Annotated in this window: 16 protein-coding genes and 1 riboswitch; of the genes, 5 read left to right on the forward strand and 11 right to left on the reverse strand. The window is 61.2% G+C overall.

Annotated features, from left to right (window positions below):
• Window positions 1-13 precede the first annotated feature (13 nt).
• From O3297_RS25890 to O3297_RS25925, 8 genes are all read right to left on the reverse strand, one after another.
• Window positions 14-208, reverse strand: a complete 195-nt coding sequence (locus O3297_RS25890) for a hypothetical protein (protein ID WP_077398720.1) — start codon at window positions 206-208, stop codon at window positions 14-16.
• Between the two features lie 18 nt (window positions 209-226).
• Window positions 227-1,579: an ATP-dependent protease ATPase subunit HslU gene (gene hslU, locus O3297_RS25895; RefSeq protein WP_099395595.1), complete on the reverse strand. Its 1,353-nt coding sequence runs from the start codon at window positions 1,577-1,579 to the stop codon at window positions 227-229.
• A gap of 43 nt (window positions 1,580-1,622) precedes the next feature.
• Window positions 1,623-2,159: an ATP-dependent protease subunit HslV gene (gene hslV, locus O3297_RS25900; RefSeq protein ID WP_076565072.1), complete on the reverse strand. Its 537-nt coding sequence runs from the start codon at window positions 2,157-2,159 to the stop codon at window positions 1,623-1,625.
• Between the two features lie 210 nt (window positions 2,160-2,369).
• Window positions 2,370-2,822, reverse strand: a complete 453-nt coding sequence (gene dksA / locus O3297_RS25905) for an RNA polymerase-binding protein DksA (RefSeq protein ID WP_034753066.1) — start codon at window positions 2,820-2,822, stop codon at window positions 2,370-2,372.
• Window positions 2,823-3,303: 481 nt separating this feature from the next.
• Window positions 3,304-4,392, reverse strand: coding sequence for a GTP-binding protein (locus O3297_RS25910; protein ID WP_305050801.1), 1,089 nt, complete (start codon window positions 4,390-4,392; stop codon window positions 3,304-3,306).
• Window positions 4,393-4,527: 135 nt separating this feature from the next.
• Window positions 4,528-5,475 (reverse strand): tyrosine recombinase XerC, encoded by a 948-nt coding sequence (locus tag O3297_RS25915; RefSeq protein WP_305050803.1) that lies wholly within the window; start codon window positions 5,473-5,475, stop codon window positions 4,528-4,530.
• A 7-nt stretch (window positions 5,476-5,482) separates the two neighbouring features.
• Complete coding sequence (locus O3297_RS25920) at window positions 5,483-6,160, reverse strand: DUF484 family protein (RefSeq protein WP_034783545.1); 678 nt, start codon at window positions 6,158-6,160, stop codon at window positions 5,483-5,485.
• Between the two features lie 183 nt (window positions 6,161-6,343).
• Window positions 6,344-7,423, reverse strand: a complete 1,080-nt coding sequence (locus O3297_RS25925) for a porin (protein ID WP_305050805.1) — start codon at window positions 7,421-7,423, stop codon at window positions 6,344-6,346.
• Between the two features lie 415 nt (window positions 7,424-7,838).
• Here O3297_RS25925 and O3297_RS25930 point away from each other — a divergent pair, with 415 nt between their 5' ends.
• A complete protein-coding gene (locus O3297_RS25930) occupies window positions 7,839-9,341 on the forward strand; it encodes a hypothetical protein (RefSeq protein WP_305050807.1) in 1,503 nt (500 codons plus the stop codon).
• 24 nt (window positions 9,342-9,365) lie between these two features.
• Here the strand turns inward: O3297_RS25930 and dapF are convergent, their stop codons facing one another.
• The 3 genes from dapF to O3297_RS25945 are packed head-to-tail and all read right to left on the reverse strand — an operon-like array spanning window position 9,366 to window position 11,982.
• Window positions 9,366-10,229, reverse strand: a complete 864-nt coding sequence (dapF, locus tag O3297_RS25935) for a diaminopimelate epimerase (protein WP_305050809.1) — start codon at window positions 10,227-10,229, stop codon at window positions 9,366-9,368.
• Between the two features lie 11 nt (window positions 10,230-10,240).
• Window positions 10,241-11,116, reverse strand: coding sequence for a lipid A biosynthesis acyltransferase (locus tag O3297_RS25940; RefSeq protein ID WP_034783539.1), 876 nt, complete (start codon window positions 11,114-11,116; stop codon window positions 10,241-10,243).
• A complete protein-coding gene (locus O3297_RS25945) occupies window positions 11,113-11,982 on the reverse strand; it encodes a lysophospholipid acyltransferase family protein (protein WP_034783538.1) in 870 nt (289 codons plus the stop codon). The genes O3297_RS25940 and O3297_RS25945 overlap by 4 nt, the downstream gene beginning before the upstream one ends.
• Window positions 11,983-12,170: 188 nt before the next feature.
• Between O3297_RS25945 and metK the strand changes: the two genes are divergently transcribed.
• From metK to metF, 4 genes are all read left to right on the forward strand, one after another.
• Window positions 12,171-13,337 carry a methionine adenosyltransferase gene (metK, locus tag O3297_RS25950; protein WP_305050810.1) on the forward strand — a complete coding sequence of 389 codons (1,167 nt, stop codon included), beginning with the start codon at window positions 12,171-12,173 and terminating at the stop codon, window positions 13,335-13,337.
• A 128-nt stretch (window positions 13,338-13,465) separates the two neighbouring features.
• Window positions 13,466-13,534, forward strand: a riboswitch (S-adenosyl-L-homocysteine riboswitch).
• A 27-nt stretch (window positions 13,535-13,561) separates the two neighbouring features.
• Window positions 13,562-14,986, forward strand: a complete 1,425-nt coding sequence (gene ahcY, locus O3297_RS25955) for an adenosylhomocysteinase (RefSeq protein ID WP_070258574.1) — start codon at window positions 13,562-13,564, stop codon at window positions 14,984-14,986.
• Between the two features lie 192 nt (window positions 14,987-15,178).
• Complete coding sequence (locus O3297_RS25960; RefSeq protein WP_305050811.1) at window positions 15,179-15,535, forward strand: phage holin family protein; 357 nt, start codon at window positions 15,179-15,181, stop codon at window positions 15,533-15,535.
• Window positions 15,522-16,352: a methylenetetrahydrofolate reductase [NAD(P)H] gene (gene metF, locus O3297_RS25965; protein ID WP_305050812.1), complete on the forward strand. Its 831-nt coding sequence runs from the start codon at window positions 15,522-15,524 to the stop codon at window positions 16,350-16,352. Before O3297_RS25960 ends, metF begins: the two co-directional genes overlap by 14 nt.
• The last annotated feature ends 6 nt before the right edge of the window (window positions 16,353-16,358 follow it).

Raw genomic sequence — 16,358 nt, forward strand, 5'->3', positions numbered from 1 at the left:
GGACATTTCCAGATCAGTCTTTGACGTCAACCTTCAGCAGCAATTTCGCCAGCAGGCGTTTTTCCTGCTGGCGCTGGCCTGACACGGTTTTCACGTGTGCCCCGGCGGCGCGCTGCAGGGCGGCAGTGGCGACCGGGTTGCGCGGTTTTTGCGAGGGTTCGACGCGGAACTGCATTTTCTGCCGCGTCGCCAATGCCTTGTTTGCCATCGGTTTCCCCCTTCTTTCCTACAGCACGTAGCGCGACAGGTCCTCGTTGACCGACAGCGCTTCCAGGCGTTCGTTGACATACGCGGCATCGATCACCAGCAGGTTTTCCGTGCTGCTGCTGTTTTCGCTGGCCGTAAACGACACTTCTTCCAGCAGTTTTTCCATCACCGTGTGCAGCCGGCGCGCGCCGATGTTTTCCGTGCGCTCGTTCACCGCATAGGCGATTTCCGCCAGGCGGGTGATGCCTTCCGGCGCGAATTGCAATGTGAGGTTTTCCGTCGCCAGCAAGGCTTCGTACTGCATCGTCAGGCAGGCGTCGGTACTCGTCAAAATGCGCTCGAAGTCCGAGATCGACAGCGATTCCAGTTCCACGCGGATGGGGAAGCGTCCCTGCAGTTCCGGGATCAGGTCCGACGGCTTCGACAGGTGGAAGGCGCCCGAAGCGATGAACAGGATGTGGTCCGTGCGTATCATGCCGTACTTGGTGTTGACGGTCGTGCCCTCGACCAGCGGCAGCAGGTCGCGCTGCACGCCGGCGCGCGAGACGTCGGCGCCGCCCGATTCCGAACGCGAGGCGATCTTGTCGATCTCGTCCAAAAAGACGATGCCGTTCTGCTCGACGTTCTGGATCGCCTTCTGTTTCAGTTCATCCTCGTTGAGCAGCTTGGCCGCTTCTTCCTCGAGCAGCAGTTTCAAGGCTTCGCGGATCTTGACCTTGCGCGCCTTCTTGCGCTGCCCGCCCACGCCCGAAAACATGGACTTGATCTGCTCCGTCATTTCTTCCATGCCCGGCGGCGCCATGATTTCCATCTGCGGACCCGCCTCGGCCAGCTCGATCTCGATTTCCTTGTCATCGAGCTCGCCCTGGCGCAAGCGCTTGCGGAAGGTCTGGCGCGTGCTGTCGCCGCTGCCGCTGTCCACGGCCGCCGCCGTATTCGGCGTGAAGCCGAAGTCGCGCGCCGGCGGCACGAGGATGTCGATCACGCGGTCTTCGGCCGCGTCTTCGGCGCGTGCGCGCACTTTCTTCATTTCCAGCGCGCGCGTCTGCTTGATGCCGATGTCGATCAGATCGCGGATGATGGTGTCGACGTCGCGCCCCACATAACCGACTTCCGTGAATTTGGTCGCTTCGATCTTGATGAACGGCGCCTCGGCCAGCTTGGCCAGGCGGCGCGCGATTTCCGTCTTGCCGACGCCCGTGGGGCCGATCATGAGGATGTTCTTGGGCGTGATTTCATGGCGCAGGGGCTCGGCCACCTGCTGGCGGCGCCAGCGGTTGCGCAGGGCGATGGCGACGGCACGCTTGGCCTTGGCCTGGCCCACCACGTGCTTGTCGAGTTCGGTGACGATTTCCGCCGGGGTCATGTTCATGATCATAGTTGGCTTTCTATTCTTTGCTCAGGCGCGCTTAGGTTTAGTCTAAGGTCTCGATAATGTGGGACATATTCGTGTAAATGCACAGCTCGGCGGCGATGGTCAGCGATTTCCTGACCACCTCGGCCGGCGACAAGTCCGTGTTTTCCTGCAGCGCCTTGGCGGCGGACTGGGCGTAGGTGCCGCCCGAGCCGATGGCGCCGATGCCGTCTTCCGGTTCCAGCACGTCGCCATTGCCCGTGATGACCAGGGTCGACTCGCTGTCAGCCACCAGCAGCATCGCTTCCAGGCGGCGCAGCACGCGGTCGGTGCGCCAGTCCTTGGCCAGTTCGACGGAGGCGCGCAGCAGATTGCCCTGGTGTTTTTCCAGCTTGCCTTCAAATCGGTCGAGCAGGGTGAAGGCGTCGGCGGTGCCGCCGGCAAAGCCGACCAGGACCTTGCCCTGATACAACTTACGCACTTTGCGGGCCGTGCCCTTCATGACGATGTTGCCGAGCGTTACCTGGCCGTCGCCGCCCAGGGCGACCTGCTTGCCGCGCCGGACGCAGAGGATGGTGGTGCCGTGAAATTGTTCCATAGTGACCTCAAAAGATTCGTGCCGATGCGTGCAAGGCCATGCGATTGCGCGCCCATGCTTCAAAAGTGGGGATGGAAAAGGCAATTGCAAGCGGCAGTGCCTGCTTCAGTGTAGTCGGCGCGGGACGAAAAAAAAGCACGCAACCGAAGGTTGTGTGCTTTTTTATGCGCCATCGCGGGGCCGCCGGGCGACCGCGCAAGGGAGGGGCGATCAGTCGCCGTAGAGTTTTTGCTTCAGTTCGCGCCGTTGCTGGGCTTCCAGCGACAGGGTGGCGGTTGGACGGGCGATCAGGCGCGGGATGCCGATAGGCTCGCCCGTTTCTTCGCACCAGCCATAGTCGCCGGCGTCGATGCTGGCGATCGATTGCTGCACTTTCTTCAGCAATTTGCGCTCGCGGTCGCGCGTGCGCAGTTCCAGCGCATGCTCTTCCTCGATGGTGGCACGGTCGGCAGGATCCGGTACGAGCACGGTTTCACGCAAGTGTTCCGTGGTTTCGCCGGCGTTTTTCAGCAGATCTTTTTCGAGCTGCTGCAGGCGCGCCTTGAAGAATGCCAGTTGTGCCGGATTCATGTAGTCATCTTCGCTCATGGCGCGAATTTGGTCTTCGCTGATGAGAGGGATGTCTTGGTTGGCGGCCGGGGTCGATTTATTAGTTTTGGTCATAACTTCGCTTACCTTCGATACGACAGAGTTTTCAAATTGATCAGTTGATGCGGCGATACCGAGCAACTGTACAGGTTCCGCTTGGCATTGCTGTCCCGCTGTACTGCGTGCGACCTTGGCTTGCCGGCGAAAGCCAGGACTACCGGCCGGCTAAGGTGCCATGTTGATAACTTTTTACCGCTCTATGCCAGTCGCGCTATGCGCGCGTCAACAGGCGTGTTGGGTGGATCGGTTGCATGCCTGGCATGCGGCCAGCGGCAGTTTGCCAGCATTTCATGACAGGCGAACGACATGGGCCGTTTTCGTCGCTGATTTTGGCACGCTTTGCTTTATATTGCCATCCCGATTTGTTGACTAGCCGATCAGAAACGGCTACTTGTTGGTTTATGCCAGCAAGATGGGTGTCGGACAGCGGGAAAGCGTGCTTAACTTTCCCTTTTGTTTCTGCTTTGCAACGGATACTTTGCAAAACCCGGCTAGTTTATACCAAACATTGTTCGAGTCCGCGAATAAAAATGTCTTTTGGTAGATTCTTGCCAATAAATACCATTTTGCTGCCACGCACCTCGTTTTCGCCCCATTTGGCGCCCAGGTCGCTGCCCATCAGCTGGTGCACGCCCTGGAAGACCACCTTGCGCTCGGCGCCTTGCATCAGCAGCACACCCTTGTAGCGCAGCATGCGCGGGCCATACACTTGCACCAGGCCGCCGAGGAACTCGTCGAGCTTGGCGCTGTCGAACGGTTGCGTGCTCTTGAAAATAAAGGCGGCGATATCGTCGCTGTGCTGCGCATGGTGGTGGTCGGCATGGCCGCAATCGGTGGCGCAGGCGTCGCTGTGCTCGTGTGCGTGTTCATGTTTGTGTTCATGTGCGTGCTCGTGCGCCTTGTCGTGATCATGCACGTGCGCCGTTTCCGTCGCCAGGAAATCCGGGTCCAGTTCCAGTTTTTCATTCAGGTTGAAACCGCGGATGTCGAGTACTTCGGCCAGCGGCGCGCGGCCGAAATCGACCTTGGCGATGGGCGCGCGCGGGTTGATGCGTTTCAGGCGGCGCGTCAGGGTGGCCACGTCCTCTTCACTGACGAGGTCGGTTTTCGACAGCAGCAGCTTGTCGGCAAAGCCCACTTGCCGCTGGGCTTCCTCGTATTCGTCCAGTTGCTTCATGGCATGGCGGGCGTCGACTACCGTGAGGATAGCGTCGAGCATGTAGTGGCTGCCCACTTCTTCGTCGACAAAGAAGGTTTGCGCCACGGGGCCGGGATTGGCCAGGCCCGTCGTTTCGATGACGACGCGGTCGAATGCCAGCAAGCCGGCGTCGCGCTTGCGCGCCAGTTCCGTCAGGCCCACGATCAGGTCGCCTCGCACGGTGCAGCAGATGCAGCCGTTGTTCATCTCGATGATGTGTTCGTTGCTGTCCTGCACCAGGATCTCGTTATCGATGTTTTCCTGGCCAAACTCGTTCTCGATCACGGCGATGCGCATGCCATGGTCTTCCTGCAGTATGCGGTTGAGCAAGGTGGTTTTGCCGGCGCCCAGGAAACCGGTGAGGATGGTGGTTGGAATCAGTGCCATGAGAGATGCCTTGTAATCGGTGGTGCCGCCGCGCAAGCGGAAGAATGCGGACGATTATGCCGGAATTTTGCAAAAGCTTGCAAATGCGCGCCCATCCGCTTGATATGGATCAGGCCGTCCAGCAGGAGCGGCTGCCTACTTGAGTTTGGCGCGCGGGTGCGCCTGGTCATACACGTGCGCCAGGTGCTGGAAATCGAGGGCCGTGTAAACCTGGGTCGAGGTGATGCTGGAATGGCCCAGCATTTCCTGCACGGCGCGCAAGTCGCCCGACGATTGCAGCACGTGCGAGGCAAACGAGTGGCGCAGCACGTGCGGGTGCACGTTGGCGGGAATGTCCGTCGCCAGCGCATGCGCCTTCAGGCGCAGCTGCAGCACGCGCGGCGAGATGCGCGTGCCGCGCGTGCTTAAAAACAAGGCAGCGCTGCCGTCGGCCGCCGGCGGGCGCACGCCCAGCCAGGCCGTCAAGGCCACGAGGGCGGCCTTGCCGACGGGCACCTTGCGCATCTTGCTGCCCTTGCCGGTGACGATGACTTCGAAGCTGGCCATGTCGAGCCAGCTCAGCGAGGCGGGCCGGCCGCCGTCGGCCTTGCAGTAATGGGTGTCCAGGCTGGTCAGTTCGGACACGCGCAAGCCGCTCGAATACAGCAGTTCGAACATGGCGCGGTTGCACAGTTGTTCCGGCTCGGCGGCGCCTTGCTGGTGTTGCGCGGGCGCCACGAGGCGCACGGCGTCATCCACCGACAGGGCTTTCGGCAAGGTTTTGGCCCGCTTGGGGGCGCGGATGCCGTCGACAGGATTGGCGTCCAGCTTGGTCTCGCCGCTGAGCCAGTTGAAGAAGCCGCGCCACGACGACAGCTTGCGGGCGATGGAACGCGGGTCGAGGCCGCCAGCGTGCAGCTTGGCCGTGTAGCGGCGCACTTCGTTGTGCGCAAGAGCCGTCCAGGGCGTGTTGCCGCTCAGTTCCAGCAAGGCGCGCAGGTCGCGCCCGTAGGCGTCGAGCGTATGCGGCGACAGCTTGCGCTGCGTGGCCAGCTGCGCCAGATAGGCGTCGAGCCACTCGGCCTTGCCGCGCGTGTCGCCCATGGCGTTCTCAGGCAGGCGTGCCGGCGCGCAGCGCGGCCAGGGCGGCGCTGGCCGTGGCGCCGATATGCACGAGGAAGTCCGTGCCCATGCTGGACGTAAAACGTTCGCTGTCGGGCGAGCCGAGCACCAGCAAGCCGAAGGTGCCCGTGGTGTTTGGCGCGCGCAGGGCGATCATGACGGTCGATTCGATCTTATCGGCCTGCAGCCAGTGCACGGCTTCGAAATCGCGGTTGCTGCCGCAGTACGGCGTTTGCAGGCTGTTGGCGAACATGCGCACATCGGCCGTGACATCTTCCGTGAACCAGCCGTTGGCGTGTTCCGGCAGCACTTGCCACAGGCGCAGGCTGACGTAGGGCACGTCGAAATTGCTTTGCAAGGCGTCGACCAGCACGCGCGGCATGTCCGCATCGTTGCGCACTTGTAGCATGGCCTGGTTCCAGCCGTGGAACTTGCTGGCGATGTCGCCATTTTCCTCGGCCACGCGGCTCAGCTTTGACATGCGCAGTTCGAGCGCCTTGTATTTGTCGCGCATCACTTCCATCTGCCGCTCCTGCAGCGAGATGGTGCGTCCCGTCAGCGGGCTGCTCAGTTTGACCTCGCCGAGCAGAGCGGTATGCTCTTCGAAGAAATTCGGGTGCTCGCTCAGGTACTGGGCGACGGTGCTGGAATCGAGTGTGGCGGTCATTGAGAATATCTGTCAGTGAAAGTTGAACACTTCATTCTAACCGAGAGTGCGCCGGCATAGGCGCAAAGGGCATGGCGCCCGTGCATTTTCCGCGTGCCCATGAAAAAAGCGGCATGGTTGCCCATGCCGCTTTGTTTTCCATGTGCAGCTTATGTCACCCTCAGCGGGTGACATGCGACAGCATTAGAAGTTGTGGTGCAAGCCGAGGCCGACGTAGTTGGTCGTAGTCGAAACGTTGTAGTTGGTCGTGCTAGCAGCTTTCTTGTTCGAAATATCTGCGTACAGGTAGGTACGTTTCGACAGATTGTAGTCGTAGCCCAGCGATGCTTGCTTGGTTTTGACTACGCCATCTGGCGTTTTTTGACCATAGCCAGCGCGGATCTTGCCTGGGCCGACGTCGTAGTTGGCGCCCAGTACCCACGATTTGGTGCCGGTATTGATGATTTTGAAGTCCTCATCTTTCTGGTGCTGAATCGACAGCATGACTTTCAGTTCAGGAATCGGATTCACCGACGCACCGACCGACCACAGCTTGGCTTGCAGGCCATTACGCTCGTAGGCGGCCATGGCTGCAAATCCTGGCGAGGCGTATGTCACGGATACCGAGTACGGATTCGATGCAGGCACGACATTGGCAGGCACGCCGAAGTTGCCGGAAGCATTCGTCGTTGCGTTAGGTACGGTAGCCAGGAAGACATTATTGCTATTCGCTTCCTTGGCGGCCACGGTGGCGTTGAACTGGAAGCCGCTGATGACTGGCGAGTTGTAGAACACGGCATTCGAGAAGCGGTTACGCGAGTTGCCTGGCGCGCTCAGCGGATCGCTGGTGTAGCCGGCAACGGTCAGGTCGGTCTGGAAACCGGCTGGCGTAGGCATGCCCGACCATGGTTCGAAACCGGTACTCGTTTCCTGGAATGCGGTCAGGCCACGGCCCAGGCGCACGGTACCGAAGTCGCCTTGCAGGCCGACGCGGCTTTGACCCTGGAACAGCGGACGCGAATTGGCGCCCGACGTGTTTTCTACGGTGCCGGTGTCGGATTCATAGCGAATTTCCAGTTGGAAAATGGCTTTCAAGCCATTGCCCAGATCTTCCGTGCCCTTGAAACCCAGCTTGTTGTTATCGCGCTTGGTGACAGCGGTGGTGGAACCAGTCGCTTTGCCCAGGCCTGCATCGATCGTGCCGTAGATTTGGACGGACGACTGCGCTTGTGCGGTTGCGGCAAAGGCGCCGAAGAGTGCGAGGGCAACGAGTGATTTTTTCATGTCTTATTCCCTATTAAAAGTGAGTTCCGTCCGAGATCCGAGCAGATTGAAACACGCTAACTGTCGCGTTTCGATGAATGAACCTTAATTCGTCGGCGCGCAAGACGTGCGGGATTGGTCAAATGTGCGTGAAAAGATTGGTGAAAAGCGGCATAACTGCATGCCCCTGTTGTATTTTTGTAACGCGCGGTTTTTGCCGATCCTGCGCCGAGGGCAAGCGTTCTCCCACCGCCACGCTGGCGGTGCCTTGCTATATTGGCATGTCCGTGCCAGGACATTGTTGCGTTGAATCAAGTTCTTGAGGCGGCTTTGGCGGATTTATGACACAAGGACGGTACACTAAGGGAAGGCCTGCGTTGATGGGCCTGGAGACGGCTCACTATTATTAGAATCATTGACTCAATATCGAGAATCGATGGCAAATCGCGAAACATTAGGATTGATCAAGGGCGCACGTGCGGGCGATGTTGCCTGCCAACTGGCGTTGGGGCGGGTGTATCTGTTTGGACAGGGCGTGCCGCAAAGCCTGCCCACGGCCTTGCACTGGCTGGCGCGGGCGGCCCAGGAGGATAGCGAGGAAGCGTGCTTGCTGATTGGCACGCACGTGCCGTTCGAAGTGGCGCAACCGGCAGCCAAGGCGCTGATTCCCTATTACGCGCAGGCGTTCGATGCAGGCCTGGTGCAGGCGGGCCTGGTGCTGGCGCAGCTGGTGCTGGGCAATGCCGCCAGTCACTGTGAATCCTTGCGCGCCAAGGCGCGCGTGGCGCTGGACGCCGCCGTGCACGCCGGCTTGCCCGATGCACAATGGTTGTTATCCATGCAAGAAGGCTCGGCTGCAGCTTGCGGGCGGGATACCGGCCTGGCTGGCGAGAAAGTCATCGATGGCGACGCGCCGCTGCACGCCTGGCTGGAGCAGGCATGGCGCCAGGGCAACCATGCCGAATTCCTGTCGCAAGGCTTGCCGCTGGCGCGCGAGTTGCTGCAGCGCCAGGCGGCGGCCGGTGCGCGCACGATTGCCCTCGACGCGCAGCAGGTGCTGCTGCTGTCGCGTTGTGCCCAGGCATTGGCGCCTGGCGGCGACGCCGAAGGCTGGCAGTGTTGCGAGCTGGCAGCGCATGGCGGCGACCGTACGGCGCAGCTGGAGCTGGGGCTCGGCTATGCGCGCATGGATGCGCATGGCCAGCGGCTGGCCACGCGCAATGGCGCGGCCAATTTCAAGCGTGCCGTGCGCTGGCTGACGCAGGCTGGCGAGCAGGGGCTGGCCGAAGCCTGGTTCGTGCTGTCGCGCATCTACACGAAACCGGAATTTTCCCAGCGCAATGTGGTCGAAGCCCATTCCTGCCTGGAGCGTGCCGCCGACCTGGGGCATGGCCCTGCCCAGCTCGAGTGTGGCATGCATGCCTGGCGCAATCGCCGCGATGGCGTCAACAATGATGTGCGGGCCGCGTATTGGCTGCTGCAGGCGCAGGCGCAAGGCAGCCGCGAAGCGGAGGCGGCGCTGGCAAAGATCGCGCCGCAGGGAGAAGCCGGCGACTGGGGCCAGTGCGCCGCCATGCAGGCCGATGGGCACTTGCGGCAATTGGGCCAGAGCCACCCCTTGCTGGCGGCGCGGCTGGAACTGGCGCGCTGCTTCCATCTGTCGCGTGCCGAGGCGCTGCTGCTCGATATTCACGCGGCCGACCAGGGGCATTGTCTGTTGATCGATATCAGTGCCACACATGGGCGAGGCAAGCGGCGCCTGGTGCTGATCCGTACGGCGCAGGAACGCCAGCTGCTCGATCAGGTGGTGCGCCTGTTCGAGCGCGTCGATTGCGGTGTGGCGGGGCCGGAAGGCAATTACCGGCAGCGCCTGTACCGCCTGAAGTGCTACCTGGCCGAACTCGATGTCGCACAGGAACAGCAGTTCCTGGCGGCCTGACTTTGACTGCTCACTTTCACCCGTCTACAGCTCGATCGTGCCCTCGAACACGGTCACGGCCGGGCCCGTCATCAGAACGGGATGGCCGGGGCCCTGCCAGGCGATCGACAGTTCGCCGCCACGCGCGCTGATGCGCACGGGGGAATCGAGCAAGCCGCGCAGGATGCCGGCCACGGCGGCGGCGCAGGCGCCCGTGCCGCACGCCAGGGTTTCGCCCGCACCCCGTTCAAACACGCGCAGTTTCACGTGCTGGCGGTCGACGATCTGCATGTAGCCGGCGTTGACCCTGCGGGGAAAGCGCGGGTGATGCTCGATGCGCGGGCCCGTCACTTCCAGGTCTTGCGCATCGACATCGTCGACCACTTGCACGGCGTGCGGATTGCCCATCGAGACGACGGACACCAGCACGGTGGTATCGTTGCCTGGCAGCGCCAGGTCCAGCGGCCACACGGTGTCGTTGCCTTGCACTACACCGTCCAGGCCGTTCGCATCGAACGGCACCAGCGCGGGTTCGAGCACGGGCGCGCCCATGTCGACCGTGATGCTGCCATCGGGCTCCAGGCGTGGCGCGATGACGCCGGCCATGGTTTCCACGCGGATGCTGTCCTTGCTGGATAGCCCTTTTTCACTGACGAACTTGACGAAGGCGCGCGCGCCATTGCCGCACTGCTCGACTTCGCCGCCATCGTTGTTATAGATGCGGTAGCGGAAATCGCAGCCGGGCAGGCGCGGTTTTTCCACCACGAGGATCTGGTCGGCGCCGATGCCGAAACGGCGGTCGGCCAGGCGCTGCCACTGGGCCGGCGTGAAGTCGATATCTTGATGGATGGCGTCGATGACGATGAAGTCATTGCCGGCGCCATGCATTTTGGTAAATTGGAGTTTCATGGTCTGCCGTATCACTTGTGCTGGTTATAGAACGACGCTTCGCCTTCCGGACGCGTCTTGAAGCGTTTATGCGTCCAGAAATACTCGGCCGGCGCTTCGCGCACGCGCTCCTCGATGAATGCGTTCATGCGGCGCGTGGCGGCCGTGATGTCGTCGCCCGGATAGTCATCCCACGCTGGATAGTAGGTCACTTGCCAGCCCTGGTAATTGGGCAGGAAGGTGGCGATGACGGGAATGACTTGCGCCTTGGCGGCCAGCGCCAGACGCGCCGTGGCTGTCAGGGTGGCGGCGGGCACGCCGAAGAAGGGCACGAATTCCGCATCCTTTTCGCCGAAATCCATGTCCGGCAGCATGAAATACGGCAAGCCGTCGCGCAGCGCGCGCAGAATCGTCTTGATGCCGTCCTGGCGCGTAAACAGCTTGGGCGGCTTGAAGCGCGAACGCCCGTTGCGCAAGGCCTGGTCAAAGGCGGCGTTCTTTTGCTGCACATACATCGACGAAGCGGAAATTTCCATGGCCGTGGCGGCGCCGGCCACGTCGAGGCAGACGAAGTGAGGACACAGCAGGATGGTCGGCTTGGCCGCGATCTGCTGGCCCGGGAAGGCGGGCACCTTTTTGATCAGGCGGTTCAGGCGCGCTTCCGACGACCACCACAGAATGCTGCGTTCCCACACGCTGCGCGAATAGGCCTGGAAATGCTGGCGCGCCAGCGCCACGCGCTGGGCTTCCGTCAATTCCGGCATGCACAGGCGCAGATTCGTCAGGGCAATCTTGCGCCGCGTGGGCATGGCGATGAACAGCAGGCTGCCGACGGCCACGCCGAAACGGCCGAGGATGGGCAGGGGCAGCCAGTGCAGCAGCCACATGAAGGCGATCAGCAGTCTCATGCCTGCTCCCCGGCGGCATTCGGCGTCGCGGGCGTGGGCGGCGGCGCGCCGCGCGGCACTTTATAGCGGTTGTAGCTCCACAGGTATTGCGCCGGGCTGCGCGCGATCAATTGTTCCATTGCGGCATTGATGGTGCGCGCCTGCTCCGCCGAGGTGCTGTCGAGGGACTCGGTGAAGGGCACGAAATGCACGACATAGCCGCGCCCGCCCGGCAGGCGTTCCGCGTAGGTGATGATGACTTCGGCGCCGCCCATCTGCGCCAGCTTGGCCGGCAGGGTCATGGTATAGGCGGGACGGCCAAAGAAATCGGCCCACACGCCTTCGCCTTCCTGCGGCACCTGGTCGGGCAGCAGGCCGATGGGCTGGCCTTTTTTCAGGCATTTGGCGAAGATGCGCACGCCCGACATATTGGCCGGCGCCAGCATCAGGTTTTCGCGCGCGCGGGCCCCTTCGATCAGCGGTTTCAAGGCTGCGCGCTTGGGCGGACGGTACATCACGGTGAGCGGTGTGCGCAGCGCGATTTGCTGGGCGACAATTTCAAAGCAGCCCAGGTGCGGCGTCAGGAAGACGATGCCGCGGCCGTGCTGCAGCGCTTTTTCCACCAGTTCCCAGTTTTCCACCGTCGCATGGCGCGCCACGCGCTCGGCTGGCGCGCACCAGATGAAGGGCAATTCCAGCACGCTCTTGCCCGCTTCAGCCACGGCCGCGTGCAAGTGTTGCGAAAACCCCGCACCTTGCATGTTCTCGCGCATGCGGCGGCGGTAGGACGGGGAAATGGCGTAAATCACCCAGCCAAGCGCAGTGCCCAGGGCATGCAGGACGGGCAGGGGAAAGATGGACAGGAAGCGGAAAATTGGGACTAACATGTATAAGCGGTTTCCAGGAATGGCGTGTTGCCGTGCCAAAATTTTTTAAGAAGCGTAAAATACCACGTATGCAGTAACCGCTGAGTTAATAGACAACTTGCGATGCGGAATATAAATCTCGCTAAAGCGTCGCAGGCAAAATCCTCTTTACTGCGACAGAACATTCACATAGTAAACAGGAGCTTGCAATGTCAAACGACTATCTCTTCACTTCCGAATCCGTTTCGGAAGGCCATCCCGACAAGGTTGCCGATCAAATTTCCGACGCCATCCTTGACGCCATCCTGACCCAGGATCCAGCCGCCCGCGTGGCTGCCGAAACCCTGTGCAACACGGGTCTGGTGGTGCTGGCTGGCGAGATTACCACCCACGCCAATGTGGATTATATTCAAGTTGCGCGCGAAACCATCAAACGCATCGGTTACGACAACACGGAATATGGCATCGACTACAAGGGTTGCGCCGTGCTGGTGGCCTACGACAAGCAATCGCCGGACATCGCGCAAGGTGTCGATGAAGGTGCGGGGATTGACCTGGATCAAGGCGCTGGCGATCAGGGCCTGATGTTCGGCTACGCTTGCGATGAAACGGCCGAGCTGATGCCTGCCGCCATCCACTACGCGCACCGCCTGGTCGAGCGCCAGTCGCAGCTGCGCAAGGATGGCCGTTTGCCATGGCTGCGTCCGGACGCGAAATCGCAAGTGACCCTGCGTTACGTCGATGGCCGTCCGGTCGGCGTGCACACGGTCGTGCTGTCGACCCAGCATGCGCCGGAAATTTCGCACGCGCAGATCAAGGAAGCCGTCATCGAAGAGATCATCAAGCCGATCTTGCCGCGCGAATGGCTGAATGACACTATTTTTCTCGTCAACCCGACGGGCCGTTTCGTCATCGGTGGTCCGCAAGGCGATTGCGGCTTGACCGGCCGCAAGATCATCGTCGACACCTACGGTGGCGCAGCCCCGCACGGCGGCGGCGCGTTCTCGGGCAAGGATCCTTCGAAAGTCGACCGTTCGGCAGCTTACGCGGCCCGCTACGTGGCGAAAAACATCGTCGCGGCCGGCCTGGCGCGTCAATGCCAGGTGCAGGTCAGCTACGCCATCGGCGTGGCCAAGCCGATCAACATCACCGTCTACACGGAAGGCACGGGCGTGATTCCCGATGAGCAAATCGCCAAGCTGGTGCTGGAACATTTCGATTTGCGTCCAAAAGGCATCGTGCAAATGCTCGACCTGTTGCGCCCGATCTACCAGAAGAGCGCCGCCTACGGCCATTTCGGCCGCGAAGAGCCGGAATTCACGTGGGAACGCACGGACAAGGTCGCCCTGCTGCGCGACGCTGCCGGCCTGAAGTAATTTAGTCTAGTCAGACTTGCAAGAAAAGCGCCCCGGCCTGCTGGCCGCGGGCGCTTTTTTTATGTGTTGTTACGTGGCAATGTATGGCGAACAAGCTGGCGCGCCAGCCTTGACAATGATAAAATCCCCCGTCCGAGGAGCGTTGCGACGAAGAAATTCGCCAGGCTCGGAATATCCTGCAACTGCGCTCACGTACCTTTTTCAACAACTGAAAGGAGGGCGTGATGAACGCCGTACTCAAATCGCAACACGACTACACCATCGCCGATATCACTCTGGCCGCATGGGGCGACAAAGAAATCAAGATTGCTGAAACGGAAATGCCTGGCCTGATGGCCATCCGCGAAGAATTCGCGGCAGCGCAGCCTCTGAAAGGCGCGCGCATCACCGGTTCCATCCACATGACCATCCAGACCGCCGTGCTGATCCAGACTCTGGAAGCACTGGGCGCGCAAGTGCGTTGGGCATCGTGCAACATTTACTCCACGCAAGATCATGCCGCCGCCGCCATCGCTGCCGCCGGCACGCCTGTGTTCGCCGTCAAGGGCGAGTCGCTGGATGACTACTGGGAATACACGCACCGCATCTTCGAATGGCCGAACGTGGACGGCAAGGCTGTCTACTCGAACATGATCCTCGACGATGGCGGCGACGCAACCCTGCTGCTGCACCTGGGCGTGCGCGCGGAAACCGACCTGTCGGTGCTGGCGAATCCCGGTTCGGAAGAAGAAATCTGCCTGTTCAACTCGATCAAGAAACACTTGCTGGCCGATCCGACCTGGTACTCGAAGCGCCTGCCGGAGATCCTCGGCGTGACGGAAGAAACCACCACCGGCGTGCACCGTTTGTACCAGATGCACAAGGAAGGCAAGCTGGCTTTCCCTGCGATCAACGTGAACGATTCCGTCACGAAATCGAAATTCGACAACCTGTATGGCTGCCGCGAATCGCTGGTCGATGGCATCAAGCGCGCCACCGACGTGATGATCGCCGGTAAAGTGGCCGTCATCGCCGGTTACGGTGACGTCGGCAAGGGTTCGGCCCAGGCCATGCGTGCCCTGTCGGCCCAGGTATGGGTAACGGAAGTCGATCCGATCTGCGCACTGCAGGCGGCGATGGAAGGCTACCGCGTCGTGACCATGGATTACGCGTGCGAACACGGCGACATCTTCGTGACTTGCACCGGCAACTACCATATCCTCACGCACGATCACCTGACGCGCATGAAAGACCAGGCCATCGTCTGCAATATTGGTCACTTCGACAATGAAATCGACGTTGCTTCGCTGAAGCAATACGAGTGGGAAAACATCAAGCCGCAAGTCGACCACATCATCTTCCCGTCGGGCCGCCGCATCATCCTGCTGGCCGAAGGTCGCCTGGTCAACCTCGGTTGCGGTACGGGCCACCCGTCGTACGTGATGAGCTCGTCGTTTGCCAACCAGACGATCGCCCAGATCGAACTGTACGCGAACACGGCCAACTACCCGGTCGGCGTGTACACCCTGCCAAAACACCTCGATGAAAAAGTCGCTCGTTTGCAACTCAAAAAGTTGAATGCGCAGCTGACGGAACTGACGCAAGAGCAAGCCGACTACATCGGCGTGCGCACGGAAGGTCCATACAAGCCAGAGCACTACCGTTACTAAGATGGTTGCCTCATGAACCTACTGCGCGGCGCGGGGCGCGGCCGGCGATGCTCGCTGTACCTTCGTACAGCTGCGCTTCTCGGCCACGCCGCGCATCCGCTCGCTACGGTTCGCGAGGCAAGGAGACTCACTTGTGTAATCTGAACAGTCCGGCCGTCGCCGGTCGATTATCATTTTTGACAGGCTAGAGAAATGCGCTTGCTACTGATTTGGTTTATCAATGCGGCAGCCCTGTTTGCCGTCCCTTATTTGATGCACTCGGTGACGATGAGCAGCGGCTTGACCGCGCTGCTGGCCGCTGCCGTGCTGGGGCTGGTCAATGCGCTGATCCGTCCTTTGCTGATCTTGCTGACCCTGCCCGTGACGTTCCTGTCGCTGGGTCTGTTCATTTTGATCATCAACGGCTTCCTGTTCTGGCTGGTGGCGCAGGTGATCGATGGTTTCCATGTCGCCAGTTTCTGGTCTGCCGTGGGTGGTGCCATTCTGTACAGCATCATTTCCTGGGCCTTGTCGACCTTACTTTTGAGTAACGACGATGGAAAAGCATAATTTCAGTATTGAGTTTTTCCCGCCGAAAACCCCGGAAGGGGCGGAAAAGCTGCGCGCCACGCGTGTCAAGTTGTCCGAGTTGCATCCAAAGTATTTCTCGGTGACCTTTGGCGCCGGCGGCACCACGCAGCAGGGCACGCTGGACACCGTGCGCGAGATCCTGGCGGCCGGCGAACAGGCCGCGCCCCATCTGTCTTGCGTCGGTGGTTCGCGCGAATCGATCCGCGCCGTGCTGGCCGACTTCAAGGCGGCGGGCGTGAGCCGTATCGTGGCCTTGCGCGGTGACTTGCCGAGCGGCTATGGCGCCTCGGGCGAGTTCCGCTATGCCAACGAGCTGGTGGAATTCATCCGCGCCGAGACGGGCGACCATTTTCATATCGAAGTGGCCGCCTATCCGGAAGTGCACCCGCAAGCCCGTTCGCCGCAGGACGACCTGAACGCGTTTGCGCGCAAGGTGCAGGCCGGCGCCGATGCAGCCATCACCCAGTACTTCTACAATGCCGACGCGTATTTCCAGTTTGTCGAGCAGACGCAGAAGATGGGCATCAACGTGCCCATCGTGGCCGGCATCATGCCGATCACGAATTACACGCAGCTGATGCGCTTTTCGGACATGTGCGGCGCGGAAATTCCACGCTGGGTGCGTCTGAAACTGGCCAGCTTTGGCGACGACAGCGCGTCCATCAAGGCTTTTGGCCTGGACGTGGTGACGGGCTTGTGCGAACGCCTGCTGGAAGGCGGCGCGCCAGGCTTGCATTTCTATAGCATGAACCAGGCGGCGCCCACGACCGCACTGTGGCAGCGCCTGGTGAAGTAAATCGTT

This window comes from Janthinobacterium sp. SUN128 (genome assembly GCF_030587275.1).
Classification (GTDB): Bacteria; Pseudomonadota; Gammaproteobacteria; order Burkholderiales; family Burkholderiaceae_D; genus Janthinobacterium; species Janthinobacterium lividum.

What these genes read in the sequence shown, in the direction of transcription:
- O3297_RS25890 (WP_077398720.1), bottom strand. Translation starts at nt 208, where the DNA reads ATGGCAAACAAGGCATTGGCGACGCGGCAGAAAATGCAGTTCCGCGTC.
- hslU (WP_099395595.1), bottom strand. Translation starts at nt 1,579, where the DNA reads ATGAACATGACCCCGGCGGAAATCGTCACCGAACTCGACAAGCACGTG.
- hslV (WP_076565072.1), bottom strand. Translation starts at nt 2,159, where the DNA reads ATGGAACAATTTCACGGCACCACCATCCTCTGCGTCCGGCGCGGCAAG.
- dksA (WP_034753066.1), bottom strand. Translation starts at nt 2,822, where the DNA reads ATGACCAAAACTAATAAATCGACCCCGGCCGCCAACCAAGACATCCCT.
- O3297_RS25910 (WP_305050801.1), bottom strand. Translation starts at nt 4,392, where the DNA reads ATGGCACTGATTCCAACCACCATCCTCACCGGTTTCCTGGGCGCCGGC.
- O3297_RS25915 (WP_305050803.1), bottom strand. Translation starts at nt 5,475, where the DNA reads ATGGGCGACACGCGCGGCAAGGCCGAGTGGCTCGACGCCTATCTGGCG.
- O3297_RS25920 (WP_034783545.1), bottom strand. Translation starts at nt 6,160, where the DNA reads ATGACCGCCACACTCGATTCCAGCACCGTCGCCCAGTACCTGAGCGAG.
- O3297_RS25925 (WP_305050805.1), bottom strand. Translation starts at nt 7,423, where the DNA reads ATGAAAAAATCACTCGTTGCCCTCGCACTCTTCGGCGCCTTTGCCGCA.
- O3297_RS25930 (WP_305050807.1), top strand. Translation starts at nt 7,839, where the DNA reads ATGGCAAATCGCGAAACATTAGGATTGATCAAGGGCGCACGTGCGGGC.
- dapF (WP_305050809.1), bottom strand. Translation starts at nt 10,229, where the DNA reads ATGAAACTCCAATTTACCAAAATGCATGGCGCCGGCAATGACTTCATC.
- O3297_RS25940 (WP_034783539.1), bottom strand. Translation starts at nt 11,116, where the DNA reads ATGAGACTGCTGATCGCCTTCATGTGGCTGCTGCACTGGCTGCCCCTG.
- O3297_RS25945 (WP_034783538.1), bottom strand. Translation starts at nt 11,982, where the DNA reads ATGTTAGTCCCAATTTTCCGCTTCCTGTCCATCTTTCCCCTGCCCGTC.
- metK (WP_305050810.1), top strand. Translation starts at nt 12,171, where the DNA reads ATGTCAAACGACTATCTCTTCACTTCCGAATCCGTTTCGGAAGGCCAT.
- ahcY (WP_070258574.1), top strand. Translation starts at nt 13,562, where the DNA reads ATGAACGCCGTACTCAAATCGCAACACGACTACACCATCGCCGATATC.
- O3297_RS25960 (WP_305050811.1), top strand. Translation starts at nt 15,179, where the DNA reads ATGCGCTTGCTACTGATTTGGTTTATCAATGCGGCAGCCCTGTTTGCC.
- metF (WP_305050812.1), top strand. Translation starts at nt 15,522, where the DNA reads ATGGAAAAGCATAATTTCAGTATTGAGTTTTTCCCGCCGAAAACCCCG.